The 26000-nt window shown below is 39.4% G+C and carries 23 protein-coding genes, 1 pseudogene, 1 riboswitch and 1 other annotated feature; of the genes and pseudogenes, 18 read left to right on the top strand and 6 right to left on the bottom strand.

Annotated elements, in window-relative coordinates; translation table 11 throughout:
• Positions 1-139: 139 nt before the first annotated feature.
• Positions 140-913 (top strand): alpha/beta hydrolase family protein, encoded by a 774-nt coding sequence (locus tag HOO54_RS16625; protein ID WP_172297214.1) that lies wholly within the window; start codon positions 140-142, stop codon positions 911-913.
• Positions 914-966: 53 nt separating this feature from the next.
• A complete protein-coding gene (locus HOO54_RS16620; protein ID WP_172297212.1) occupies positions 967-1209 on the top strand; it encodes a DUF2584 domain-containing protein in 243 nt (80 codons plus the stop codon).
• 45 nt (positions 1210-1254) lie between these two features.
• On the opposite strand, the gene HOO54_RS16615 is transcribed toward HOO54_RS16620, so the two are convergent.
• Complete coding sequence (locus tag HOO54_RS16615; protein ID WP_172297210.1) at positions 1255-2427, bottom strand: dicarboxylate/amino acid:cation symporter; 1173 nt, start codon at positions 2425-2427, stop codon at positions 1255-1257.
• 358 nt (positions 2428-2785) lie between these two features.
• Positions 2786-4369, bottom strand: coding sequence for a phosphoenolpyruvate carboxykinase (ATP) (pckA, locus tag HOO54_RS16610; RefSeq protein ID WP_172297207.1), 1584 nt, complete (start codon positions 4367-4369; stop codon positions 2786-2788).
• Between the two features lie 194 nt (positions 4370-4563).
• Positions 4564-4693, top strand: a riboswitch (SAM riboswitch).
• 383 nt (positions 4694-5076) lie between these two features.
• Here pckA and metK point away from each other — a divergent pair.
• Both metK and asnB read left to right on the top strand, forming a co-directional pair.
• Complete coding sequence (gene metK / locus HOO54_RS16605) at positions 5077-6279, top strand: methionine adenosyltransferase (protein ID WP_172297204.1); 1203 nt, start codon at positions 5077-5079, stop codon at positions 6277-6279.
• Positions 6280-6490: 211 nt separating this feature from the next.
• Entirely contained in the window at positions 6491-8389 is a 1899-nt protein-coding gene (gene asnB, locus HOO54_RS16600; protein WP_172297201.1) for an asparagine synthase (glutamine-hydrolyzing), read from the top strand.
• A gap of 189 nt (positions 8390-8578) precedes the next feature.
• Here the strand turns inward: asnB and HOO54_RS16595 are convergent, their stop codons facing one another.
• The gene (locus HOO54_RS16595; RefSeq protein ID WP_216664794.1) at positions 8579-9109 is read right to left on the bottom strand and encodes a phosphatase PAP2 family protein; all 531 of its coding nucleotides are present in this window, start codon (positions 9107-9109) and stop codon (positions 8579-8581) included.
• Positions 9110-9438: 329 nt separating this feature from the next.
• Positions 9439-9966: a gamma carbonic anhydrase gene (locus HOO54_RS16590; protein WP_172297198.1), complete on the bottom strand. Its 528-nt coding sequence runs from the start codon at positions 9964-9966 to the stop codon at positions 9439-9441.
• 56 nt (positions 9967-10022) lie between these two features.
• On the opposite strand from HOO54_RS16590, the gene HOO54_RS16585 reads away from it, so the two are divergent.
• The gene (locus HOO54_RS16585; RefSeq protein WP_172297196.1) at positions 10023-10802 is read left to right on the top strand and encodes an alpha/beta hydrolase; all 780 of its coding nucleotides are present in this window, start codon (positions 10023-10025) and stop codon (positions 10800-10802) included.
• A 14-nt stretch (positions 10803-10816) separates the two neighbouring features.
• Entirely contained in the window at positions 10817-11896 is a 1080-nt protein-coding gene (locus HOO54_RS16580; protein WP_172297193.1) for a tetraprenyl-beta-curcumene synthase family protein, read from the top strand.
• A 143-nt stretch (positions 11897-12039) separates the two neighbouring features.
• Here the strand turns inward: HOO54_RS16580 and mnmM are convergent, their stop codons facing one another.
• Both mnmM and mnmL read right to left on the bottom strand, forming a co-directional pair.
• Positions 12040-12627, bottom strand: a complete 588-nt coding sequence (gene mnmM, locus HOO54_RS16575; RefSeq protein ID WP_172297190.1) for a tRNA 5-(aminomethyl)-2-thiouridylate-methyltransferase MnmM — start codon at positions 12625-12627, stop codon at positions 12040-12042.
• A complete protein-coding gene (mnmL, locus tag HOO54_RS16570) occupies positions 12617-13591 on the bottom strand; it encodes a tRNA modification radical SAM protein MnmL/YtqA (RefSeq protein WP_172299645.1) in 975 nt (324 codons plus the stop codon). The genes mnmM and mnmL overlap by 11 nt, the downstream gene beginning before the upstream one ends.
• A gap of 161 nt (positions 13592-13752) precedes the next feature.
• Here mnmL and HOO54_RS16565 point away from each other — a divergent pair, with 161 nt between their 5' ends.
• The 12 genes and pseudogenes from HOO54_RS16565 (at position 13753) to leuS (ending at position 25843) form a co-directional block, all read left to right on the top strand.
• The gene (locus tag HOO54_RS16565; RefSeq protein WP_172297188.1) at positions 13753-14031 is read left to right on the top strand and encodes a YtzC family protein; all 279 of its coding nucleotides are present in this window, start codon (positions 13753-13755) and stop codon (positions 14029-14031) included.
• A 166-nt stretch (positions 14032-14197) separates the two neighbouring features.
• Positions 14198-14377, top strand: a complete 180-nt coding sequence (locus HOO54_RS16560; protein WP_172297186.1) for a hypothetical protein — start codon at positions 14198-14200, stop codon at positions 14375-14377.
• Positions 14378-14441: 64 nt separating this feature from the next.
• Positions 14442-14831, top strand: coding sequence for a GntR family transcriptional regulator (locus HOO54_RS16555; protein ID WP_172297184.1), 390 nt, complete (start codon positions 14442-14444; stop codon positions 14829-14831).
• Positions 14828-15706: an ATP-binding cassette domain-containing protein gene (locus HOO54_RS16550; protein ID WP_172297181.1), complete on the top strand. Its 879-nt coding sequence runs from the start codon at positions 14828-14830 to the stop codon at positions 15704-15706. Before HOO54_RS16555 ends, HOO54_RS16550 begins: the two co-directional genes overlap by 4 nt.
• On the top strand, positions 15700-16671 hold the full coding sequence (locus HOO54_RS16545; RefSeq protein WP_172297179.1) for an ABC transporter permease subunit: 972 nt from the start codon (positions 15700-15702) through the stop codon (positions 16669-16671). The genes HOO54_RS16550 and HOO54_RS16545 overlap by 7 nt, the downstream gene beginning before the upstream one ends.
• Positions 16672-16726: 55 nt before the next feature.
• Positions 16727-17707 (top strand): ABC transporter permease subunit, encoded by a 981-nt coding sequence (locus tag HOO54_RS16540; protein WP_172297176.1) that lies wholly within the window; start codon positions 16727-16729, stop codon positions 17705-17707.
• Between the two features lie 15 nt (positions 17708-17722).
• Complete coding sequence (locus tag HOO54_RS16535) at positions 17723-18421, top strand: ABC transporter ATP-binding protein (protein ID WP_172297174.1); 699 nt, start codon at positions 17723-17725, stop codon at positions 18419-18421.
• On the top strand, positions 18411-19745 hold the full coding sequence (locus HOO54_RS16530) for an ABC transporter permease (protein ID WP_172297172.1): 1335 nt from the start codon (positions 18411-18413) through the stop codon (positions 19743-19745). The genes HOO54_RS16535 and HOO54_RS16530 overlap by 11 nt, the downstream gene beginning before the upstream one ends.
• An 88-nt stretch (positions 19746-19833) precedes the next feature.
• Positions 19834-21132, top strand: coding sequence for an ABC transporter permease (locus tag HOO54_RS16525; protein ID WP_172297170.1), 1299 nt, complete (start codon positions 19834-19836; stop codon positions 21130-21132).
• A gap of 141 nt (positions 21133-21273) precedes the next feature.
• Positions 21274-22466: pseudogene (locus HOO54_RS16520) on the top strand (MDR family MFS transporter).
• 208 nt (positions 22467-22674) lie between these two features.
• Positions 22675-23004, top strand: coding sequence for a DUF4257 domain-containing protein (locus HOO54_RS16515; RefSeq protein WP_172297168.1), 330 nt, complete (start codon positions 22675-22677; stop codon positions 23002-23004).
• A 103-nt stretch (positions 23005-23107) separates the two neighbouring features.
• Positions 23108-23318: a binding site (T-box leader), on the top strand.
• Positions 23319-23428: 110 nt separating this feature from the next.
• Positions 23429-25843 carry a leucine--tRNA ligase gene (gene leuS, locus HOO54_RS16510; RefSeq protein ID WP_172297166.1) on the top strand — a complete coding sequence of 805 codons (2415 nt, stop codon included), beginning with the start codon at positions 23429-23431 and terminating at the stop codon, positions 25841-25843.
• Positions 25844-26000 lie beyond the last annotated feature (157 nt).

Raw genomic sequence — 26000 nt, 5'->3', positions numbered from 1 at the left:
AGGATAATAAAGTAAAAAAGAAACGCTTCAAACCGATCCCACTCCTTTCATTTCGGTTGCTTTCGGCATAAAATAGTCTATGTTAATGACAAAATAGGTGTGAGGGATAGCTGCGGAGTAAAAGAGGTGTATTTGAATCATGTGGATTGAAAAACGAAGATTTCCGTCACCAAGCAAACAAGTTCACTTGTTTGTCGTCACATACCTTTCACAAGGGTTAAAAGTTAAAGGTTTGTTGGCTGAACCGGCTGCTGCTGGTCATTATGACGGTTTTTTATATTTGCGGGGTGGAATCAAGAACATTGGGATGGTCAGACCTGGACGGATTGTTCAATTTGCCTTACAAGGTTTTGTCGTCCTTGCGCCCTTTTATAGAGGAAATCAAGGTGGGGAAGGGAATGAAGATTTTGCGGGGGATGACAGGGAAGACGCATATGCGGCTTTTCGTCTATTAAAAAAGCATAGATTGGTGAAAGATCAGCGCGTTCATATCTTTGGTTTTTCACGTGGCGGGATCATGGGGATTTTAACAGCGATACAAATGAAATCTGCTGTGACATCGTTAGTATCGTGGGGAGGTGTGAGTGATATGGTCATGGTTTATCGGGAACGTAAAGATTTGCGGCGGATGATGAAGCGGGTGATCGGAGGCTCACCGGAAAAAGTTCCTGAAGAGTATCAAAGAAGGACGCCATTAGCCAAACTCGACAACATTGAAACTCCAATTTTACTGATTCATGGCGTACAGGATCAAAATGTTTCGTTCACTCATGCCAATCATTTAGAACAAGAATTAGTCCAGCGAAACAAATCGGTTGAGACCTGGTATTTCCAGCAGTTCACTCATTACTTTCCTCCGCTAGAAAACAGGCGGGTTGTTAGAAAACTTTCACAATGGATGAAAAACAGATAGCGGACAAGTTATGATAAACTAAAGAGAATAGAGATAAAGGATGGGGATATGCGGTGGGAATGCCAGTTGAATTTAATACGATGATTGTCACAAAAGGAAAAGAAACGCGGATAGAAGAAAACGTATTTATCCTAAAAAAAGAGGGCTACCGTGTTTATCCTCTTCATGTACCAATAGAAGTAAGAAAAACAAAGGAAGGAGACATGACCGGTACTGCGTATGCTGAGCGGCTTGAATGGTCAGATGGTTACACTTTTTTAACATATCGACTCGTTTCCTTAAATTCGACGAATTAAGCAAAAAGCCAAGGTGTCTGATGTGACATCTTGGCTTTATTGTCTTTATGCGGGTACATCTTTTTCTTTTCCTGCAGTCAGTCTGTGAATTAACATGGTGAGTGCACCGTCTCCGGTAACGTTTGTAGCTGTACCTAAACTGTCTTGAGCAAGATAAAGGGCAATCATTAAGGAAATGCTTGTCTCGTTAAAGCCGAGCATTGATTGTAAAAGACCGGCTGCTGCCATAACTGCTCCTCCTGGGGCACCAGGGGCGGCAACCATTGTGATTCCCAGCATTAAAATAAATGGCATCATTGTTGTAAAAGTTGGTGTCTGACCGTTTAAAATCATGACTCCCATTGCACAGCTTGTCAGTGTAATCGTACTGCCTGACAAATGGATGTTGGCAAGTAGTGGGATGGCAAAATCAGCGACTTTTTGGCTAGCTCCTGTTTTTCGTACTTGCCTGAGTGTAACAGGAATGGTTGCTGCTGATGACTGTGTACCAAGTGCAGTAAAATAAGCGGGTGCCACGATTTTTAATAATGCGAACGGATTTCTCTTATTGGCAAGACCTGCAACAGTATATTGAAGCAAGAGGATCACAATATGCAGTACAATAATCATGACAAATACTTTTGCAAATACGGATAAAATTGTTTGAACTTGACCGCCGTAGGTCATATTGGCAAAAATACCGAAAATATGAATAGGAAGTAATGGAATAATAATATATGAGATCAGTTTTTCCACGATCGTTTGAAATTCATCAAACCCATTTTTTAATGTTTTTCCTGACAGATATGCGATCCCAATTCCCATGATAAAGGAGAAGATCAGCGCGCTCATGACATCCATAAAAGGGGTCATTTCAATTGAAAAGAAGCCTTTTTGCAAAACTTCTTCCGGATTTTTAAAATCGAGCAGTTGATGTCCGGCAATAAGGGAAGGAAGCAGGTTTGTTCCGACTAGAAATGCCAAAAGCCCGGCAATAATTGTTGATAAATAAGCAATGCCCGCGGTAATACCGAGAATTTTCCCTGCCCCGCGACCGATCTGTCCGATACCAGGAACAATAAATGCGATAATAATAAAAGGAATGACAAATTTAATGAAGCTACCAAAAATGCCGTTAAAAGTAGCGGCGGTTTTAACAAGCCAAAGCGGAGCAAAACTTCCAATGATAACACCGAGAACAATTGCAGTGATAATCCTAGGTAATAAGCCAAATTTCATTGATTCGTCCTCCTGAAATAAACAAATGTTTTTTAAATAATACCATAAGAAAGCTTTAAATTGTTAAAAAAGAAAAAAGTCTGTATTTTCAAAAAATATAAATGGCATTTTAAGGTCTACAATCAAATGAAATATGGGTAAAATTACCTGTTTATTGAAGTATAGCGAGGGTTATTGTTTGACTATAAAAAATAGAATATCTTAGAAAAGAAACTGGGCTGTTTAAAAAGTCCTTTTTGAATCAGAAGGGAATTGCGAGACTTCTGCAGGAGTAAGGAACGAGCTCCGAGGAGGCTCGCGGATCGCCTGCGGAAAGCAAGCAAATTCCCCGATTTTTTCAGGACACCCCCTTTATGACTTATACAAGGGGGCCTCCAAATTTTTCGATTGTTTCTGTGTTGGAAAATTTCTTGAAATTGATTTTGAATTCATTTGCTAACTGAATGGCTTTTTCTTGGTAAGCTTTTTCATCTGCCCATGTTTTAGCTGGTTCAAGTACTTGATCAGGGACACCTGGGACGTGGATTGGTGAGTGCAGTCCGAAAATCCGATCTGTTCTCATCTCAGTGTTGTCTAGATCGCCCTCTATTGCAGCTCGAACCATTGCTCTTGTGTGAGCGAGTCTGATCCTTTCTCCTGCACCATAGCCTCCACCAGTCCATCCGGTATTGACGAGGAACACGCTGACACAGTGTTCGTCAATTTTTTTCCCGAGCATTTCGGCGTAGACATTGGCGGGAAGTGGAAGAAAGGGGGAGCCGAAACATGTCGAAAAAGTTGCTTCAGGAGTCGTGATTCCTCGTTCGGTTCCTGCTAGTTTGCTTGTATATCCACTTAAGAAATGATACATTGCTTGTTCTTTCGTTAGTTTACTAATCGGTGGTAGTACTCCGAATGCGTCTGCTGTCAAAAAAACGATCGTTTGAGGGTGTGCAGCAATACTTGGTTTGACTATGTTTTCAATTGCATCTATCGGGTATGCGGCCCTGGTGTTTTCTGTATAAAATGTGTCAGAATAATCCGGTTCTCCAGTCTCTCTGTCAATTACGACATTTTCTAATACAGAACCAAAGCGAATTGCCCGATAAATCTGCGGTTCTTTTTCTTCACTTAAATGAATGCACTTTGCATAACAACCGCCTTCAATATTAAATATCCCTGTATTGGACCAACCATGTTCATCATCTCCGATCAGCTTCCGATTTGCGTCTGCTGAGAGCGTCGTTTTTCCAGTTCCAGATAAACCGAAGAAAAGCGCTGTTCCGCCTTCCTCGCCAATGTTAGCTGAGCAGTGCATTGACAAGACATTTTGTTGAGGAAGGAGGTAGTTCATAATTGAAAAAATCGATTTCTTCATTTCACCGGCATATTCAGTCCCACCGATTAAAATCGTACGCTTCTCAAATGAAATGATGATGAATGTTTCAGATCTTGTACCGTCGAGCAGTGGATCAGCTTTGAAATTTGGTGCAGAAAGGATCGTAAAGGGCTGCTCAGACATTTTTGTTTGCTGTCCTTCAGGTCTAATGAACAGTTGTCTAGCAAACAGGTTATGCCAAGCGAATTCGTTGACAACGGTTATTGGCAGCTGATATTTTACATCTGCTCCTGCGAATCCGTTAAATACATACAATTCATCACGTTCTTTTAAATAATTGACTACTTTTGTATACAATTTTTCAAAAACATCTTTTGAGATTGGTTGATTGACAGCACCCCAGTCAATTTTTTCTTTTGTGCTGTCTTCTTCGACAATGAATTTGTCTTTTGGTGAACGGCCGGTATATGTACCGGTCGTTGCTTGAATGGCTCCTGAAGATGTTAATATTCCTTCTTGACGTTTAAGAATTTTTTCGACCAAATGTGCAACAGGTAAATTAAAATGAACGTTTTTCCCAGTTAATAACGTTTGTAAATCGGCAGTTAAATCAACAGAATTCATAAGAACCTTCCTTTACACGTTATTTAATGTGTATAACATTAATGTAGAAATAGTATAACACATTTATTTATACAGTCTATACTATTTATCAGATTTCGTTCGGGTTTTTTCTTCAATGGAGATTGTTCAAATTTACTTCAACTTATATTGACATAACGAGCCATTTTAAGATAAGATATTTCATTGAACGGATACTCTTATTCCGAGTTGACGGAGGGACAGGCCCGATGAAGTCCAGCAACCGGTTATCTCATATTATAATGAGATGAAGACGGTGCTAACCTGATGCAAGGTGGTTGTTAAATAAACCTTGAACAATAAGAGTGAAAGGTAAGCATGACTAAACCCTTTCCAAAGTGAACAGGAAAAGGTTTTTTTAATGCCTTCAGGACGAAGGTACTGGGCGTTTTTCACAGGACGTGAAAGGTTTTAGCCGAGTGTCCGAAATGGACGAAGGTACTGGGCGTTTTTCACAGGACGTGAAAGGTTTTAGCTGAGTGTCCGAAATGGACGAAGGTACTGTAATTTTCACACAATATCATGAGTATCTTGGAATTCAGGCTCGGTACATATAAAGATTCTAAAGAAGTCTTTTAAAATCAGGGAGTATGAAGTCCTATTATCGTCGTTAAACTAAGAGGAACGAGTTCCGTATCATATTTCAAGGTCACTACTGATTGATCTACATATACAGGAGGAAAACATAAATGAGCAAAAATCGTCGGTTATTTACATCAGAGTCAGTTACGGAGGGACATCCGGACAAAATTTGTGATCAGATTTCGGATAGTATATTAGACGAAATTTTAAAGAAAGATCCAAATGCTCGGGTTGCATGTGAAACATCTGTGACAACCGGTTTGGTGTTAGTAAGTGGTGAAATTACAACATCTACTTATGTTGATATTCCAAAAACAGTTCGTGAAACGATAAAGGAAATTGGATATACTCGTGCTAAATATGGCTTTGATGCTGAAACATGTGCGGTTCTTACATCAATAGATGAACAATCTCCTGATATTGCAATGGGAGTTGATCAGGCATTAGAGGCAAGAGAAGGCGAGATGAGCGAAGCTGAAATTGAAGCAATTGGAGCCGGAGATCAAGGTTTGATGTTTGGGTACGCATGTAGTGAAACAAAGGAACTCATGCCTTTGCCGATTTCCCTCGCACACAAGCTGGCACGACGTTTGACTGAAGTTCGTAAGGAAGAGATTCTTCCATACTTGCGTCCGGACGGAAAAACACAGGTTACAGTTGAATATGATGAACAAAATAAACCGGTTCGTATCGATACAATTGTCATTTCAACACAACATCATCCGGAAATATCGCTTGAACAAATTCAGCGCAACTTGAAAGAATATGTGATTCAGCCGGTTGTTCCGGAAGAACTGATTGATGAGGAGACAAAATATTTTATTAATCCAACTGGTCGGTTTGTTATTGGTGGTCCACAAGGTGATGCCGGTTTAACCGGACGGAAAATTATTGTTGACACATATGGTGGATATGCACGTCACGGCGGTGGTGCATTTTCCGGAAAAGATGCGACAAAAGTTGACAGATCCGCCGCATATGCAGCGAGATATGTTGCAAAAAATATCGTAGCTGCAGGGCTTGCTGATTCCTGTGAAGTTCAACTTGCTTATGCTATTGGTGTTGCACAACCAGTATCGATCTCCATCGATACATTTGGTACAGGAAAAGCGGCTGAAGACACATTGATCAGAGTGGTTCGAAATAACTTTGATTTAAGACCTGCCGGCATTATTAAAATGCTTGATTTGCGCCGTCCAATTTACAAGCAGACAGCAGCATACGGACATTTTGGACGTCTTGATCTTGATCTGCCTTGGGAACGGACTGATAAAGCAGAACAGCTTCGTAAAGAGGCGTTAGCAGAATAACTGAATAGCCGCTTACATAAGCGGCTTTCATTTTGGACGATAAACGTTAAAACCTAAGAATATATAAGATGAATAAGTTGTTTTTTTGTGAGATAATGATTTTTATGAAACATTTTTTAAAGTTTATGAAACGTTTTTCTTTTAATACATGTCTAATCAAACAGCAGAACGTTATCTGCATGAAATTTTTAAAAAAATCGGAGGCAATACTATGTGTGGATTTGTAGGGGTATTCAATCATTGCCCATTATCCGAGACAACAAGCCAAGAAGAATTAATAAAACAAATGAATGAAATGATCGTTCATCGTGGCCCAGATGATGATGGTTATTATCATGATGAACATGTAGGCTTCGGATTCAGAAGACTGAGCATCATTGATGTTGAAAATGGGGGACAGCCTCTGTCTTATGAAGACGATTCATACTGGATCATTTTTAATGGGGAAATTTATAATTATATAGAATTAAAAGAAGAGCTACTAGCAAAAGGGTATCAGTTTCATACGGATTCAGATACAGAAGTGCTTCTCGCAACTTACCGCCATTATAAACAAGAAGCCGCTTCTAAACTTCGTGGAATGTTTGCATTTTTAATTTGGGATAAAAAAGAACAACTTTTATATGGGGCACGCGACCCGTTTGGAATTAAACCGCTTTACTTTACCAAAACTGAAGGATCTGTTTATTTTGCTTCTGAAAGAAAGAGTTTGATGCCAACTGGAGCGGATTTGGAGTTTAATGAGCAGGCGCTTCAACAATACACATCATTCCAATTTGTTCCTGAACCTCAAACTCTTGATAAAAAAGTGCAAAAAGTCCAACCTGGTCAGCAGTTTACGATTCGTCCTAATGAAGATATCCAATTTAAAACATACTGGAAAGTTCAATTTAAACCTGTGATGACAGAAGAAGAAAAACTTGTTCAAGAAGTTAGAGATGCTATTTTTGACTCTGTAAAAATCCATATGAGAAGTGATGTGCCTGTCGGTTCATTCCTTTCCGGCGGTATCGATTCTTCTTTTATCGTTTCTGTTGCGAAACAGTTTCATCCTAATTTAAAAACGTTCTCTGTCGGTTTTGAGCATGAAGGCTTCAGTGAAGTTGATATAGCGAAGGAAACTGCCGAAAGAGTCGGTGTGGAAAACTTCAGTGCTATCATTTCTCCTGAAGAGTATATGAATGAACTTCCAAAGATCGTTTGGCATTTAGACGATCCTCTTGCAGATCCAGCAGCGATTCCGTTGTATTTTGTCGCCAAGGAAGCAAAAAAGCAAGTGACAGTTGTGTTGTCCGGAGAGGGAGCAGATGAACTATTCGGCGGATACAATATTTATCGTGAACCATTGTCATTAAAACCGTTTGAACGGATTCCATCTCCTTTGAAAAAGATGCTTCTCTATGTTGCTTCAGTGATGCCTGAAGGAATGAAAGGAAAAAGCTTTTTAATGAGGGGATGTACACCTCTTGAAAAACGATATATTGGAAATGCAAAGATCTTTGAAGAAGATGTAAAAGAAAAGTTGCTCAGCCAGTATAATGGTAATATCTCTTACTGTGACGTAACAAAACCATATTTTGAAGAAAGCCAGTCATATACTGACATTAATAAAATGCAGTATGTTGATATTCACACATGGCTTCGCGGCGATATTTTACTGAAGGCTGACAAAATGACAATGGCCAATTCATTAGAGCTTCGCGTGCCATTTTTGGACAAAGTTGTGTTTGATGTAGCTTCAAAAATTCCGGAAGAGCTAAAAACAAAAAATGGCACAACAAAGTATTTACTTAGAAAAGCGGCTGAAGGCATTGTTCCTGACCATGTGTTAAATCGTAAAAAACTAGGTTTCCCTGTACCAATCCGTCACTGGCTGAAAAACGAGATGCATGATTGGGCAGTAAATATTATTAAAGAGAGTGACACAGATGCATATATTCATAAAGAATATGTATTGCAGCTCCTTGAAGATCACTGTGCGAACAAAGCGGATAACAGCCGTAAAATCTGGACAGTCCTTATCTTTATGATCTGGCACAGTATTTTCGTTGAGAAACGGTATGTACCTGAAGAATTAAATCATCAACCAAAAGAGGTTATTATTGTTTAACAATACAAAAAGGTTTTCGATTCATCAGTCGAAAACCTTTTTTCTTAAATGATTTGGAAAAGGAGCTGTCTAAAAGTCCTTTATCAACATGAATCAGGTGGAACAGCGAGACTCCGCAGGAGCAAGGAACAAGCTCTGAGGAGGATCGCGGAGCGCCTGCGGAGAGCGAGCAAGAACACCCCTTGTGATTCAAAAACATATGATCATATACGTCAAAACTCCGGACAACACGCCGAGTGCTAGTCCTGAAAGGACATCTGAAGGATAATGGAGTCCGAGATAAACCCTTGAAAGACCAACACTTACTCCAATCGGGATTAATAAAAACGTGCTGCTCGGATAGAATATGATAAGTGGTGTGATCATGGAAAATATAGCTGTTGTATGTCCTGATGGAAAAGAATGATCTGTTAGTGGGTTTGGCAGGACATGTGTTTGTTTCAATGTCATATAAGGTCTTTTTCTAGGACAAAGTTTTTTCATCAGCATGACTTGAAGATGACTGATAAAAAGAGCGATGGCACATGCAGCACCCGCCATTCGCAGGTTTCCCGAGCCAAAAACAATCAGTGCTAGTGATGTTAAAACTGTGCATAAAGCGCCTCCTAAATGGGTCAATGTGCGAAAGTAGCGATTTAAAGATTTTTGATGAAAACGGCCGTTGAGAATAAATAGGATCTGACATTCAAAGTGATATAGGCCATTCATCAGCTTATTCAATAGATCACCCTCCTTAGATGAATCGCTTCACTTTCATTGTGATCAATAAATGTTTAATAAGTAATAAGTATTTGTAAAGATTTCGGAAATTTTTAAAAGGAGCTGTCTAAAAAGTCCTTTTTCAACATAAATCAGGAGGGAATTGTGAGACTCCTGCGGAAACAGCGAGCCAGGCGAGACCTAAGAGGAGCAAGGAACGAGCTCCGAGGAGGCTCGCGGATCGCCCACGGAAAGCGAGCAAAATTCCCAATTTTTATTCATCCACACGACTTTCAGGACAGCCCCTTGGAATTGTTTTTGTTTAATTTACAACGGAAAAAATGGTAAAATTAACATGGCTCATCCTTCTTTTGCAGGGACTTGTAATGCAGTGCTTTTTCAATATACTCTTTGTGAATTCTTTCCATTTCTTGTTTGTCATGGTCTGTCAATGGACGAATGACTTTTGCTGGTCTGCCAAAAGCGAGATGAAAGGGCGGGATCTTTTTACCAGGTGGAACAAGACTGCCAGCTCCAATAAAGGCGCCTTCACCGATTTCGGCCCCATCCAAAATAATTGATCCCATACCGATCAGTGCATTCCGGCGAATCACAGCACTATGTAATGTCACTTGATGTCCAACCGTTACACCATCCTCAATGAGAAGCGGCAGGTCTGGACTTTGGTGCAAACAAGAAAGATCTTGAATATTAACGCCCATTCCAATCCTAACTGGTGCAACATCACCGCGGATCACAACAGAGAACCAAACGCTTGCTAGTTCTCCAATTTCGACATCACCGGTAATTGTCGCATTATCGGCAATAAAGGCGGTTTCATGTATAACAGGTAAAGTACCTTGATAAGGGTAGATCATGAGCTTCATCCTTTCAATTTGCGTGATTAAAAAAAGTGTGTGAGGTGGTCATCATTATGCTGTTCATGGAAGCAGAACGACCAGTGGCTGTCATCGTCGTTGTCCATGGTGCCTGTGAACATCATAGACGGTACAAATGGTTATCAGAAATGTGGTGTTCATCCGGGTACCATGTGATCATGGGTGATTTGCCGGGCCATGGTACATCAACAAGGCGTAGAGGACATATCCGTACATTTCAAGAATATCTTGATGAAGTAGACAAATGGGTTGACAAGGCAAAAGCTTTTCAGTTGCCTGTGTTCATTCTTGGACACAGTATGGGTGGGCTTGTTGTCATTGAATGGTTCAAGCAACACCGAGAAGGTATTACCGGTCTCATTTTATCATCACCGTGTCTTGGGCTGCAATTAAAGCCGAATAAATTAATGGATGTGATCGCAAAAGGTCTTAATGTTGTTGCTCCGACCCTTAGATTTGAATCAGGGATAACTCCTGATAAAGCAACGAGAAATAAAGAAATCATTGAAAAGGATAGCAATGATCCATTATATTTCACAAAAGTTTCTGTTAGATGGTATCAAGAAGTATTAAAAACGATGAAAAATGCGAAGGAGCCAACCGATGCTTTCCTCAAAACACCATTGCTTGTGATGCAGGCGGGAACTGATTTTCTTGTTGATAAGAAAATGGTCATCAAGTGGTTTGACCAACTTCCTTCACACCATAAGACATACAGGGAATGGGAAGGTTTATATCATGAAATTTTTAATGAACCTGAACGGGAAGATGTATTTAAAACGGCAAAAGCATTCACAGAACACCATATCATATAATGGAGGTGCAATCTTTGTCAGTACCGGAACATCCTTTTGGATTAATGGCAAGAGTATATAAAGATGTTTTTCCGCTTGTTCATCAAGAATTAGATAAATGGCGAACCAAGGCGGAAAGCATTGAAAATCCTGAACTGAAATCACAGGCACTGGCGAGCTTAAAAAATAAAGCTTTTCATTGTGAAGGAGGCGGCATTATGGCACTCCTTTCAGGTCAGCAAATTGAGCAATCGATTCGCTTTATTATCGCCTATCAAACGATTAGCGACTATCTTGATAATTTATGTGATCGGAGTACATCCCTTGACCCGGAAGATTTCTCAATGCTTCATCAGTCAATGAAAGATGCTTTGACTGTCGGGGCGGAATTAAAAAACTACTATCAATTCAGGGAAGATCAAAATGATCAGGGTTATTTGCATGAATTAGTCAAAACATGCCAAGCCGTCTTAGCTAAGACCGAAAACTATCATGTCATGAAGGATTATTTGCACGAACTTTGCAGTTATTATTGTGATCTTCAAGTTCATAAACATGTCATTGAACATGAACGTGTCCCACGGCTTGAAGCTTGGTTTAACAACTATAAATCCGCTTTACCAAAGATGGAATGGTATGAGTTTTCAGCGTGTGCAGGTTCGACACTCGGCATTTTTTGTTTAGTATCCTATTCCGTTCGTTCTGATTTTACGGAAGGTATGGCAAAAAAAATTCGTGATAGCTATTTTCCGTACGTACAAGGATTGCATATTCTGCTTGATTATTTGATTGATCAAGAAGAAGATTTGCTCGGCGGGGATTTAAACTTTTGTACATACTATTCATCCCATACAGAGATGATGGAAAGACTTAAATATTTTATCGAAATGGCGGATGAACATTTACGGGGAATTCCACATGAAAATTTCCATCGTTTAATTAACAGAGGTCTATTAGGTGTCTATTTATCCGATGATAAGGTAGCGAGCCAAAAAGAAATGGGGCGTCTGGCTAAAAAGTTGATTAAAGCAAGCGGGAAAACGTCTTTCTTTTTCTATATTAATGGTAGAGCGTATCGTAAGTTGCAAAAAATGCCTTGGAATAAAAGTTCCTAGGTAAAGGGGCTGTCTAAAAAGTCCTTTATCAACATGAATCAGAGGGAATAGCGAGACCCAAGAGGAGCAAGGAAAGAGCTCCCGAGGAGGCTCGCGAATCGCTTGGGGAAAGCGAGCGAATTCCCCGATTTCATTCATGCACACTACGTTCTGGACAGCCCCCCTTTTTTTTCTATGGCAATGATAAATGGAGGATCATTGCGCTGATTTACATATTGATAAGAGAGGACCCGAGCTGTATCTTGATCAAGTGAACAGCAAAATTCTAGAAGGTCGTCTTTTTCCCGTTTGCCTTCAGGATGACCATGATAAACGACCAAAACGATCAAACCTTCAGGTCGCAAAATGGTTAATAACTGTTTAATGCTTGAGATCGTTGATGGACTTTTCGTTGTTAACGATTTATCACCACCCGGCAAATATCCTAAGTTAAAAACGGCTGCTGCTACCTTTCCGGAAATATGTGTTGGAAGAGTGGAGATGAGTTGATCATGACTTTTTTGAAACAGAGTCACCCGTTTTAGATATTCATCTCCAAGTCTTTCCGCAGTATGGGAGAGAGCAGATTGTTGAATATCAAAGGCATAAACATGCCCGCTTTCACCAACGAGCTCTGCCAAAAAATAAGTGTCATGCCCATTCCCCATTGTTGCGTCAATGACAATATCTCCTTGACCCGCAGCTAATTTTAAGAGATCTTTTGCGTAAGGCAGGATTTTTTTAAGCTTCATGATGAGTTGCTTCTTTCATCGTTTTGAAATATTTCCCTTGGTAACTATCTCGCGTTTGTAGTTCATCGTTTATCGCATTTAGTACTTCCCATTTATTAACGCTCCACATTGGTCCGACCATTAATTCGATTGGACCATCTCCCGTAATTCTGTGTATGATCATTTCCGGTGGCAAAATTTCTAGTTGATCACAGACAAGTTGGACATACTCATCTTGAGATAGGAATGTAAGCTTTCCTTTTTCATATTGCTTGACCATCGGTGTTCCTTTTAAAAGGTGGAGTAAATGGATTTTGATCCCTTGTACATCTAAATGGGCGACAGCTCTTGCTGTTTCCATCATCATCTCCCGGTCTTCTAGAGGAAGGCCGTTAATGATATGAGAACAAACACGGATTCCATGTTTTCTTAGTTTATTGACACCTTCAACATAGCACTCATAATCATGGGCGCGATTGATCAAAGAAGCCGTCTGTTCGTGGACGGTCTGCAGACCGAGTTCAACCCAAAGGTATGTCCGTTTATTCAGTTCAGCCAGATATTCGACAACATCATCAGGAAGACAGTCAGGACGTGTTGCAATTGAAAGTCCAACAACACCGTCAAGACTCAAAACGGTTTCATACTTTTCGCGAAGAACGCTGACAGGGGCATGTGTATTTGTGAAAGCTTGGAAATAGGCCATATATTTTCCATCCTTCCACTTCTCATGCATCCGATCGCGTATATCATGAAATTGAGTTACAAGATCATCGACACGGTTTCCGGCAAAATCGCCGCTTCCGGCAGCACTGCAAAATGTACATCCCCCATGAGCCACCGTCCCATCGCGATTTGGACAGTCAAACCCACCGTCTAGGGCCACTTTAAAAACTTTATGACCAAAATGTTTTTTTAAATGGTAATTCCATGTATGATAACGTTTGTCACTGTTTGAATATGGAAAAGAATGATATTGATGCACCACAAAAGAACCTCCTCTAATAGATGGCATTATAAAATTGTAGCAAAAATAAACGATTTGAACAAATCGAAGTTGGATTGGACCATTATTTTCTTTACTGATCTAAGGATGGTCTGGTCAAACTAAAAGTGATGGAATGATTCCATTAAGGAGGGGTTTTCTTGGCGACAAGACAATCTGTTGGTGAGCACATCCAAAGAAGCGAAGATGTATACGAATTCGCTTTATCTCAGTTTGAAACTGCAAGTAAGCAGGAACATTATAATGAGACAGAGTACAGTGATGCGCAGCTTAGGCTTGAAAATGCGGTCAATGATTTGAATAAGCTCTCATTGTTTGCTAATGAGCAGCAACGAGAAGAAATTTACCGTAAACGGCTTCAGCTGCAAACCCTTCAAAACAATATGATTTTGCAAAGATCATTTGAAAGGCCTCTTTAATAAGGGGTCTTTTATTTATATTTGGCTTTGTTCCACCGCCGGATGTTCAGTAAATCAAAAAAGTGTTGACAATTTGCTTATCAATCATTAATGTATTAGGTGTACTACAAAAAGTAATACACTTAATACATTATAAAAAGGATCTCTTTTTAAAGGAGAGTTTAAAATGAAACGAAAAAAACGAATAAACACAAGAAAATACTTCACTTTAGTAATTTCTGGGGCAATTGCTTGTACATTTCTTTTTATGTTTACAGCAGTTAGTTCTGTTGTGAAGCAAAAGGTTGAACAAAAGCTCCTTCCAAGTGATTCCATTCAATATATTCACACGCAAATTAAGCCTTAATTACAGATATCGTCGTTATCCTATGCTAAACAAAATCGGAAATGGTAAGAAAGAAGGGAGATAGATGATTCAAATTGATCCAAGAAGCTCTACTCCGATCTATGAACAGATCATTCAGCAAATGAAAGAGCTTTGTTTAAAAGGGATAATGAAACCCGGAGATAAGCTTCCTTCTGTTAGAGAGCTTGCAACGGTTATAATTGCAAATCCAAATACAGTTAGTAAAGCCTATAAAGAACTTGAACGCGAAGGAATTATTGAAACTTTGCGGGGAAGAGGCACATATATTTCAGAAAATGCAAAAATTACGCTTGATGAAGGGAAGATCACGATGATTAAAGAGCAACTAAAACAATTGATCATCGATGCGCACTATGCAGGAATTGACATAAAAAAACTACAAGAGTGGATAACGGAAATCAGCAAAGAAGTAAAGGGGGGCGAACATATATGATCGAATTACAGCATGTTTCAAAAACGATTAATGGACAAGAGGTACTGAAAAATATCTGTTTAAAGCTTGAAGAAGGAGAAATTTTCGGCTTGCTTGGGCGAAACGGTTCAGGGAAAACAACACTTTTGCGCCTTATCCAGCAAATTTTGCTTCCTGATTTCGGAGAGATTTTATTTGATGGTGTCAAAGTTAAGGATCATCCGCTAGTGAAACGCAATATCGTGTATATGCCTGTTCAAAATCCTTATTTTGACAAATACCATTACAAACAGCTCGTTTCCTTGCTTCGCAACATTTATCCGGACTTTGATGTCACTTATGCCAATGAATTGATGAATAGATACGGAATACCTGAAACAAAAAAATATCGTGAACTATCAACAGGATTAAAAAAACAATTTTCCATCATTCTTGCTTTCGCTATTAGACCAGCCGTCATTTTGCTTGACGAACCGACAGATGGAATTGATGCGGTCACAAGGCATGATGTTCTTCAATTGATGGTTGATGAAGTGGCTGAAAACCGTACCACAATCCTAATTACGTCCCACAGACTCGAAGATATTGAGAGAATGTGTAACAGAATCGGGTTTCTTGAAGACAATACATTGTCAAATGTCATGGACCTTGATGAACTAAAAAGTGAATTTATTAAAATTCAAATGGCTTTTGAGGAAGATATCAACTTAAAAATCAGGGAAAAAGAAATTCCTGTTTTAGATCAAACAGGGGTGTTTTATACAGTACTTCTTCCGAAAGAAGATGAAGTCAGAAAACAATTTCTTAAAAGTTTGTCTCCGAAAGTGTGGAATGAACTCCCTGTCAGTCTTGAGGAGGTATTCATTGCAAAGTTTGGAGGAAAACGCAGATGGTAGACCGGGGATTACTTTATAAGGAATGGAAACAGCATCAAATTTTGTATCTGATCATTTTTTGTTTTTTGTTATTCATTCATCCTTTTTCAATTTTAAATGATTACCGAGTCTACTTAAATGACTTGAATCACTACCCTCATGAGGGACGTTTTATTATTGATTATGCCCCGTCTCAATATGCAATAACTTGGCAAATAGGGCTATGCATTCTATTAACTGTGGTTCAGATAGGAGTGGAGCGAAGCAAAGGCTTGCTCGACTTTACTTTAAGCTTGCCCTATTCAAGAAGCCAAGTATTTAATACAAAATTTTTACTAGGTGTCATCGTGTTAATTGTATCTCAGCTACTTGGGTATTTGTTATCAGAGTTATTGATCGTGATTCTTAAACCTGAAAGTGTGCTTTTTTTCCATCATTATATGATTGGCTCAATGGTGATTAGTTTTATGGCTTATGCTTTAGTCATGGCTGCAGGAGCCATGACAGGTCATATCATTGCTCAGTTATTAACTGCGTTTAGTGTTGCAATCATGCCGTTTTTAATTATTGGTCTACCTGTATTAAATCTGTCAGTTTGGATGGAAAGGCCTGCTTTTGAACAATCATTTCCTATATTTGATAGTTCATTAAAGTATCTCATTCCAATCGTTTATATAGAAGGGCATTGGGTGTCTGAATCACCATTTATTTTGTTAATCCCAGCTGTTCTGAGTATTTTGTTTTATTTGTTTGGTTACTTTAGTTTTCTGAAACATCAAAATGAACGTAACGGAAGTTTTTTCTTATTCAAACAACTCGATCGTCCTGTTCAAATTGCGGTCATCATTTTTGGGATTCTTGGTTTTGGGTCCTTCGGTTATGAATCCGGCGATTCTCTTACCGGATATGTAGTCGGAATGATCATAGGTGCAGTCGTTGGTTTTTTGATTAGTTACTTTTCAATTTATAAAAAAATAAAGTATTGATCACTTTCTCTGACAAAAGGGAGGTATTCATCGTAAAGTTTGGAGGGAAACACAGATGATAGACCGCGGATTACTTTATAAAGAGTGGAAACACCATCAATCTCTATTCATGACGATTTTTTGTGTACTGTTTCTCATCACTCCTGCTTCGATTATAGATCAATATAATGACTATCAAAATATACTTCATAACTTCTCTGATAGAGCTCGTTTTGTGATTGATTACACACCAACAGGCTCAATTTTATCCACCTGGCGAATCGGGATCGCTATTATATTGGCGATCTTTCAGTTAGGAGTGGAGCGAAGCAGAGGCTGGCTGGATTTTACGTTAAGTCTCCCCTATACAAGAAGTCAAGTATTTAATACAAAATTTTTGCTAGGTGGAATGGTGCTAATAACCTCCCAGTTGCTGAGCTATTTGCTATCAGAGGTATTGCTCATCATTCTCAAACCTGAAAGTGTGCTTTTTTTTCAGCATTATATGATTGGTTCTCTGGTGGTTAGCTTTATGGCTTATGCTTTAGTCATGGCTGCAGGAGCCATGACAGGCCATATTTTTGCCCAGTTGTTAACAGCGTTTAGTGTCACAATTATGCCTTTTTTATTGATTGTTCTACCTTTTTTAAATTTAAGAATTCTCTTTGAGAGGGATAGTTTTTGGCATCACCTCTCTTTAATAGATAACACATTGTTGCAGTTTTGCATTCCGATCATTTATATAAATGCAGGTGCTTGGCTTAGTGAGTCAATGTATATCCTGTTAATCCCAGCTACTATGAGCATTTTGTTTTATCTAATCGGTTACTGTTGTTTTATCAAACATCCTAGCGAACGAACAGGAAGCTTTTTCTTATGGAAACAGCTTGACCGTCCAGTTCAAATTTTGGTGATTATTTTTGGGATTCTTGGATTTGGATATATGGGTTATGATGCCGATGATTCTCTTATCGGATATGGAGTTGGAATGATCATAGGTGCAGTTGTTGGTTTTTTGGTTAGCTACTTTTTAATTTATAAAAAAACAAAGTATTGATAAAGGAGAGAAATTATGATTCATATTCAGCATATCCATCATTCTTTCACAATTGGAAAAAAAGGACGAGAAAATGAAATTAAAGTCTTAAAAGATGTTTCACTGACTGTCGAAAAAGGTGAGATCGCCTGTGTTGTTGGGCGAAGCGGTTCAGGTAAATCAACACTATTAAACTTAATATCTGGCTATATAGCTCCGACAAAAGGAAGGATTGTAATCGATGGAACTGATGTGACAGCATTCAGTGAGAAAGAATGGGCAATGTTCCGGCTTGAAAATTTCGGCTTTATCTTTCAAAGCTTTCAACTCATCCCAAGCTTAACAACGTTTGAAAATATTGAACTACCGCTTACCTTAAAAGGCATTCGTCCAGCAGAAAGAAAACAAAAGGTCAATGAAATGTTACAACGGGTCGGTCTTGAACATCATGCTGACCATTATCCGAACGAGCTTTCCGGTGGACAGCAGCAACGCGTCAGTATCGCACGGGCACTTATTTTAAACCCGTCGATTATTTTAGCAGATGAGCCGACGGGAAGTTTGGACTCTGAAACAGAACAGGAAATCCTTCAGTTTATAAAGCAGCTGAACAGAGAAAGAGGAATTACTTTTATTATTATCACTCATGATGATGAGGTAGCATCAATCGCCAGTAAGAAATTTCATTTAGCCGATGGCGTCCTGAAGAAAGGGGATGAAACCCTTGAAGTTTAAAGATCAACTTAAATTTATTCGTAGAAATATGAAAAAAAACCGTCTGCGGGTGTTTATGACCATCCTTGCGACAACTGTTGCCTGTGCGTTTTTAATTGTGCTTGCGTCTGTCGGGTTTGGACTACAAAAATCGCTAACTGAGGAACTCATGAAACAGCAGATTGTCACAGAAATTCAGGTCTTTGGAAAAGAAGGAAAACAGCAAGTTCAAAAGAAAGACTTAAAAGAGTTTGAAAACCATGAACATGTTACAGCTATTTTTGAGCGTACAGAACTGTATCCACCAGGACCAATGAAAGCAAAGTACGGAAATCGGACTAATGATCAATTAAAATTAACGATTACCGATATGGCTGGAGAACAAAAAGCCAACTTAGAACTAGACCGAGGTAGAGTTGCGAAATCCCCAAATGAAATTGTTGTCGGCTATCATTTTGGAAAACAGCTTTGGACGAAACAAGAAGCTAAAAATTTTGAAAAAATAATGAGTACAGATGAAACAAATGGAGAGAAAATTAAAGAACCTAAAGGGTATCAAGGCAACGTGCTTGGGAAGACAATTGAATTAACGGTCACAAAAACAGCAGAAAAAAAAGGACAAAAAGATAAACTCAAAACATATGACCTAAAAGTTGTCGGTGTGGCGAAAAAACCTTCATATGAGTGGGCAACTGACTCCAACGTTTTTGTTAGCGATGAAATGGAAAAAGATATTCTTGGTTTTTTAAAGCCAGCTAAAGATAGCAGTATTGCAGACAAAAAATTAGTGGTTTATGCTGATAGCGCTGATCATGTCGGTGATATCACAGATGCCTTAGAAGATAAAGGCTTCCATGTTGATTCGATCACCAAAAAGCTCGAGGGTATCAATATGTTTTTCACCGCTTTTAAAATCGGTCTGATTTTTGTCGGGGTGATAGCGGTGTTGATTTCTGCGATTGGAATCTTTAATACGATGACAATGGCAGTCACAGAAAGAACACAGGAAATTGGTATCATGAAAGCAATCGGTGCCAGTCCGAATATCATTCGCAAAATGTTTTTACTGGAAAGTACCTATATTGGTGTCATCGGGTCTGTTTTTGGAATTATCATTTCATATGGTGTCAGCTTTTTGGTAAATAAGCTTGTACCCGTTATTTTATCATCGGTTTCTGAGGGAGGAAACGGCGAGGTGTTTAATATCACTTTCTCACACATTCCGCTTAGTCTTGTCCTGATAGCGACCGCAATTAGTGCGGGTGTTGCGATACTTTCAGGCTTGAATCCAGCAGTTAAAGCAACGAAAACGAACGTACTAACAGCCCTAAGAAGAGAATTATAGATTAAAAACCGGCATCATGCCGGTTTTTAAAACTAGGAATTATGATTCCCAGCAGGAAATTCAACTATCCGAAAAGGGGACGTTATTGTTGAAGTTTAAAGATCAACTTACATTAATTAGAAGAAATATGAAGAAAAACCGCCTGCGGGTGTTTATGACCATTCTTGCGACAACAGTTGCCTGTTCGTTTTTAATTGTACTTGCTTCTGTGGGATTTGGACTGCAAAAATCGATGACTGAACAAATCATGAAAAAGCAGATCGTGACAGAAATCAAAGTAGCCGGCAAAGAAGGAAAGGTTGGTAAACCAGTTCAAAAAAAAGATTTGCAAGAGTTTGAGAATCGTGAACATGTGGCAGCTATTATTGATGAGGTAGACTTAATGGAGCAGATCGAGGCTACATTTGCTGGTCGAACCAATACTAAAATCAACTATCTCACGTTCACAGACATGGCTGCTGAACAAAAAACGAACTTTAAACTAGACCGAGGCCGAATGGCGAAATCACCCAATGAAATTGTAGTCGGCTATGATTTCGGTAAACTACTTTGGACGAAAAACGAAACAGAGAAATATAAAAAACAGAAACGTAGAAAAGAAAAAAGTGTGAAAAACCCAGCAGGATATCAAGGGGATATCTTAGGGAAAACAATTGAGATAACAGTTACGAAAATAGGAGAGAAAAACACTAAGAAAAAGAAACATCAATTTAAGGTTGTCGGGGTGAAAAAACAGTCTTCATATGCTTGGAAAACGGATACCATAGTTTATTTAAATAAAAATGCTATTGACTATTTAAAACCGGAAAAATCCCAGATTGTAAATAAAATGTTTGTATATGCTGACAGTGCTGAACATGTTGGTGAAATTACAAATGCTTTAGAAGATAAGGGTTTCTATGTTGATTCCATTACGAAAAGGCTTGAGAGTATCAATATGTTTTTTACCGCATTTAAAATTGGTCTGATTTTTGTTGGCGTGATAGCGGTATTGATCTCTGCGATCGGTATCTTTAATACGATGACAATGGCTGTCACAGAAAGAACACAGGAGATCGGAATTATGAAAGCGATTGGTGCCAGTCCGAACATTATTCGCAAAATGTTTTTGTTGGAAAGTGCATATATCGGTGTCATCGGGTCTGTGTTCGGAATTATGATTTCATATGTTGTCAGCTTTTTAATGAACGCGTTTCTACCCGTTATTTTCTCATCTGTTTCCCATGGGGGAGGCGAGGAGTTTCATATTACTTTCTCATATATTCCGCTCAGCCTGGTGCTAATTGCAACAGCGATCAGTGCAGGAGTGGCCATTCTTTCTGGTTTAAACCCGGCTGTTAAGGCGACAAAAACAAATGTATTGACGGCATTAAGAAAAGAGTTGTAGATTTTTAAAGCCGGTAAGTCCGGCTTTTCCCCTTTAGAAAAGGGATTTTTTTATACCCAAAATCAAAAACTTGTTTGTTGAAAAAAGCGGCCGAAGCGAATAGAATTTAAAAGAAGTTCTATTTAGAAAGAAGGTAACACAATGCCACGTACATTATGGCTTTTGGTCATCGGTATGTTTATTAACGTCACGGGGGCCTCTTTTTTATGGCCGCTAAACACCATTTATATTCATCAGCATTTAGGTAAGTCATTGACTGCTGCCGGGTTTGTCTTGATGCTGAATTCAGGAGCAAATGTGATTGGAAATTTGTGCGGCGGTTTTTTGTTTGATAAAATCGGGGGCTTTAAATCGATTATTCTTGGGATTATCATTACGTTTTCAAGCCTTTCAGGTCTTGTGTTTTTTCATGATTGGTTCGCATATATTGTATTATTAACAATTGCTGGTTTTGGTTCTGGTGTTGTTTTTCCGGCATGTTATGCGATGGCTGGCTCAGCATGGCCAGAGGGTGGAAGAAAAGCATTTAATGCTGTGTATGTCGCGCAAAATGCCGGAGTTGCTGTTGGTTCGGCACTTGGGGGATTTGTGGCATCTTTTTCCTTCACTTTTGTTTTCTTTGCGAATGCAATGCTCTACGCTGTTTTTTTATGATTGCATGTTTGGGATTTAAGAAGATTCAATCTGATCAAGCTGTTCAGTCATCTGTTTTAGATCATGCCGATTCAATCAATGGAAAGTCGCGATTTACGGCGCTCGTTTTTATCTGTACAGGGTACTTGCTGGCTTGGGTTGCTTATTCACAATGGTCTTCAACAATTGCCTCACATACACAGGAATTGGGCATGCCCCTTAAGCAGTACAGTTTGTTATGGACTGTAAATGGTGCACTCATCGTACTAGGGCAGCCATTCATCGGCATGTTTGTGAAGCGGTTTGCTAAGTCGTTGAAAAAACAGATGTTATTAGGCTTTGTTATTTTTATGCTTGCATACGGAATTTTGTTTGTAGCCGAGGACTTTACGGCATTTCTTGCGGCTATGATCATATTAACAATTGGTGAAATGCTTGTTTGGCCTGCTGTTCCAACAATTGCAAATCAGCTTTCTCCCCAGGGAAAAGAAGGATTTTATCAAGGATTTGTCAATAGTATGGCAACCGGTGGCAGAATGGTCGGGCCGCTTTTGGGCGGAATTCTTGTTGATATCTATGGTATGCAGATGTTACTGGCGGTACTTCTTGTTTTATTGGTGTTCAGTATTGGAACAGTGTTTTTATATGATCGAAGAGAAAAGGAAACGTCTGTTCATCAGGACTTGATATTGAAAAAATAGGTAATTGTCATCATGTGAAAATGAATCGAATGCATCAAGATTAATATCCAATTGTTTTCATATAATGGAAGAAACAAGCTTTTTTTTCATCAAAGACAGAACACATTTTCTGTTGGTTAGGTAGTATCGAATATCATCGCAAAGGGTTCTAGGGGGGCTGCTCGATGGCCTGAAGTCGCTTGACTAATCTAAGGGCTTTAGGAAGGTGATGAAGATGCTGCATCAAGTTTTGGTTGCTTGTTTGATTGGAGGAATTATGGGGGTTCTCGGGCATATTAAAAAAAGAGGCCGCCTCGAGAAACCGAGAACAACGAAACGATTTATTTACTTGGGGTTTTTTGAAGATATTCTTGTCGGTATGGTAGCTTCAATTTTACTCGTATTATCTGCAGAACCTGACTCCGGAATTCAGCTTGTGATTTTATCCATCATTGCTGGCTATGGCGGTGAAGCTGTTTTAAGAAGCTTTGATTTTGTCAGGGAACAGCAGGGAAATGGACAGAACTCCGGACGGCAAAATGATTCTCCACACGACTAAGATCCTCTCACACTTACCCTTATTCAGCATATTCCCATTGTATACAAACCTGCTTGCACTTATGAACAGAATTCTATAAAATACAAATAAGATTACAGTTACGGCAAGAACAGTGAAGAGGAGTAGTAAGAAGCCTATTTTGTCAAAGAGAGTTGACGGCTGGTGAAAGTCAATCAAATGAGCTTCTGAACTCGCCTCTGAGTTGCAGCGGTGAAGAGCCACTGCCGCATATCTGCGTTAATGATATCAAGTGAGTGTGTAAATGACACACTAACAAGGGTGGTACCGCGGGAAAAAATTCTCTCGTCCCTTTCCAGGGATGAGAGAATTTTTTTGTTTTTAGAATAATCTGAATACAGAGGTGCCAGTCTTGTCAAAACTTGAACACAAAAAGCCGTACGCATTTTAAAGGAGGTTTTTACAATTGAGCTTTGATCATCAAAAAATTGAAAAAAAGTGGCAAGACTATTGGCTAAATCACAAAACATTTGCAGTGCTTGAAGATCCATCTAAACCGAAGTTTTATGCATTAGACATGTTTCCATATCCATCAGGAGCAGGTCTGCATGTCGGTCATCCTGAAGGCTATACAGCGACGGACATCCTTTCACGGATGAGACGGATGCAAGGATATGATGTTTTACACCCGATGGGTTGGGATGCATTCGGTCTTCCAGCTGAACAATACGCGCTTGATACGGGGAATGATCCTGCTGTGTTTACGAAACAGAATATCGATAATTTCCGCCGCCAGATTAGAGCGCTCGGTTTCTCATATGACTGGGACAGAGAAGTAAATACAACAGATCCTGATTATTATAAATGGACACAGTGGATTTTCTTAAAGCTTTATGAAAAAGGGCTTGCATATGTGGATGAAGTACCTGTGAACTGGTGTCCTGCACTTGGTACAGTTCTTGCAAATGAAGAAGTTATCGATGGAAAAAGTGAACGTGGTGGCCATCCTGTAGAAAGACGTCCGATGAAACAGTGGATGTTGAAAATTACTGTGTATGCTGATCGGCTTCTCGAAGATCTTGAAGAACTTGATTGGCCTGAAAGTATTAAAGAAATGCAGCGAAATTGGATCGGGCGTTCAGAAGGTGCACATGTTCACTTTAAAATTGATGGTCAAGATGAAATATTTACAGTTTTTACGACACGACCTGATACGTTGTTTGGTGCAACATACACTGTTCTTGCCCCTGAACATGATTTGGTTCAAAAAATAACGACGGTTGAACAAAAAGAGGCAGTCAATGCATATATTGCTGAGGTTCAGTCAAAAAGTGATCTGGAACGAACGGATCTTGCGAAAACAAAAACAGGTGTATTCACAGGAGCTTATGCGATCCATCCGGTAACTGAAGAAAAAATTCCGGTTTGGATTGCCGATTATGTTTTAGCTTCATATGGAACTGGAGCGGTGATGGCAGTTCCAGCCCATGATGAACGCGATTATGAATTTGCAACAACGTTCAATTTGCCGATTCAAGAAGTCGTTAAAGGCGGAGATGTTGAAAAAGAAGCGTATACAGGAGATGGCGAGCATATCCATTCCGATTTTTTAAATGGACTTCAGCAAGCATCTGCGATTGAGAAAATGTGTCAGTGGCTTGATGAGAACGGAAAAGGTGAGAAAAAAGTAACGTATCGCCTTCGCGATTGGCTCTTCAGTCGTCAACGTTATTGGGGTGAGCCAATTCCGATCATTCATTGGGAAGACGGTACATCAACTGCAGTTCCTGAGCAAGAGTTGCCACTCGTTCTGCCAAAAACGACTGAAATTAAACCAAGCGGTACCGGAGAGTCTCCACTTGCCAATATAAAAGAATGGGTGGAAGTGACAGACCCTAACACAGGCAAAAAAGGTCGCCGGGAAACAAACACAATGCCACAGTGGGCTGGTAGCTGCTGGTACTTCTTGCGTTATATCGATCCGAACAATCAGCAAGAGCTAGCATCACCTGAAAAATTAAAGGAATGGCTTCCTGTTGATATGTATATCGGTGGTGCTGAACATGCCGTTCTTCATTTATTATATGCGCGCTTCTGGCATAAATTCCTGTATGATATCGGTGTTGTGCCAACAAAAGAACCGTTTCAACAGCTTTTTAACCAAGGTATGATTCTTGGGGAAAACAATGAAAAAATGAGTAAATCCAAAGGCAATGTCGTCAATCCAGATGAAATCGTTGAAACACATGGAGCAGATACACTTCGTCTTTATGAAATGTTCATGGGACCGCTTGATGCATCAATTGCCTGGTCAACGACAGGACTTGATGGAGCCCGCCGCTTCCTTGATCGTGTCTGGCGCTTGTTTATTGATGACAATGATCAATTAAACGCGAAGATGGTAAAAGGAGCAGGAAAAACACTTGAACGTGTTTACCATGAAACAGTCATGAAAGTGACAGATGATTTCGAAGGCTTGCGGTTTAATACAGCGATTTCCCAACTGATGGTGTTTATTAATGAAGCTTATAAAGCTGCGGAACTTCCAAAAGAATACATGGAAGGCTTTGTAAAATTGCTCTCTCCTATTGCCCCTCATTTAGCTGAAGAGCTGTGGAACCGTCTCGGGCATGAGGACACGATCACATATGAAGCATGGCCTGTCTATGATGAAGAAAAACTTGTTGATGATGAAATTGAAATTGTCGTTCAATTAAACGGTAAAGTGAAAGCGAAATTAAATGTGCCGGCAGATTCAAGTAAAGAACAGCTTGAAGAACTGGCGAAAAACAATGATAAAGTCAAAGAACAATTGGAAGGAAAGACAATCAGAAAAGTGATTGCTGTTCCAGGTAAACTGGTGAATATTGTCGCGAATTAACAGAATAGGGCTGTCCAATCGTCGGTTTTTTGACGATAGGACGCCTTTTTAAATAAACGCTGATATGTGAGTTGCTTTTTATTAAGCTTATGTTTTAGCGTAGTGTCGCCGCAATATGTGATCTATCCTTTATATCATTAGGGGGATTTGGGGCTGT

The sequence above is a fragment of the Bacillus sp. WMMC1349 genome (assembly GCF_013155385.1).
Lineage (GTDB): Bacteria > Bacillota > Bacilli > Bacillales > Bacillaceae > Bacillus.
Note: the sequence above shows the minus strand (reverse complement) of the source record. Positions and strands in the feature narration are given on the sequence as shown.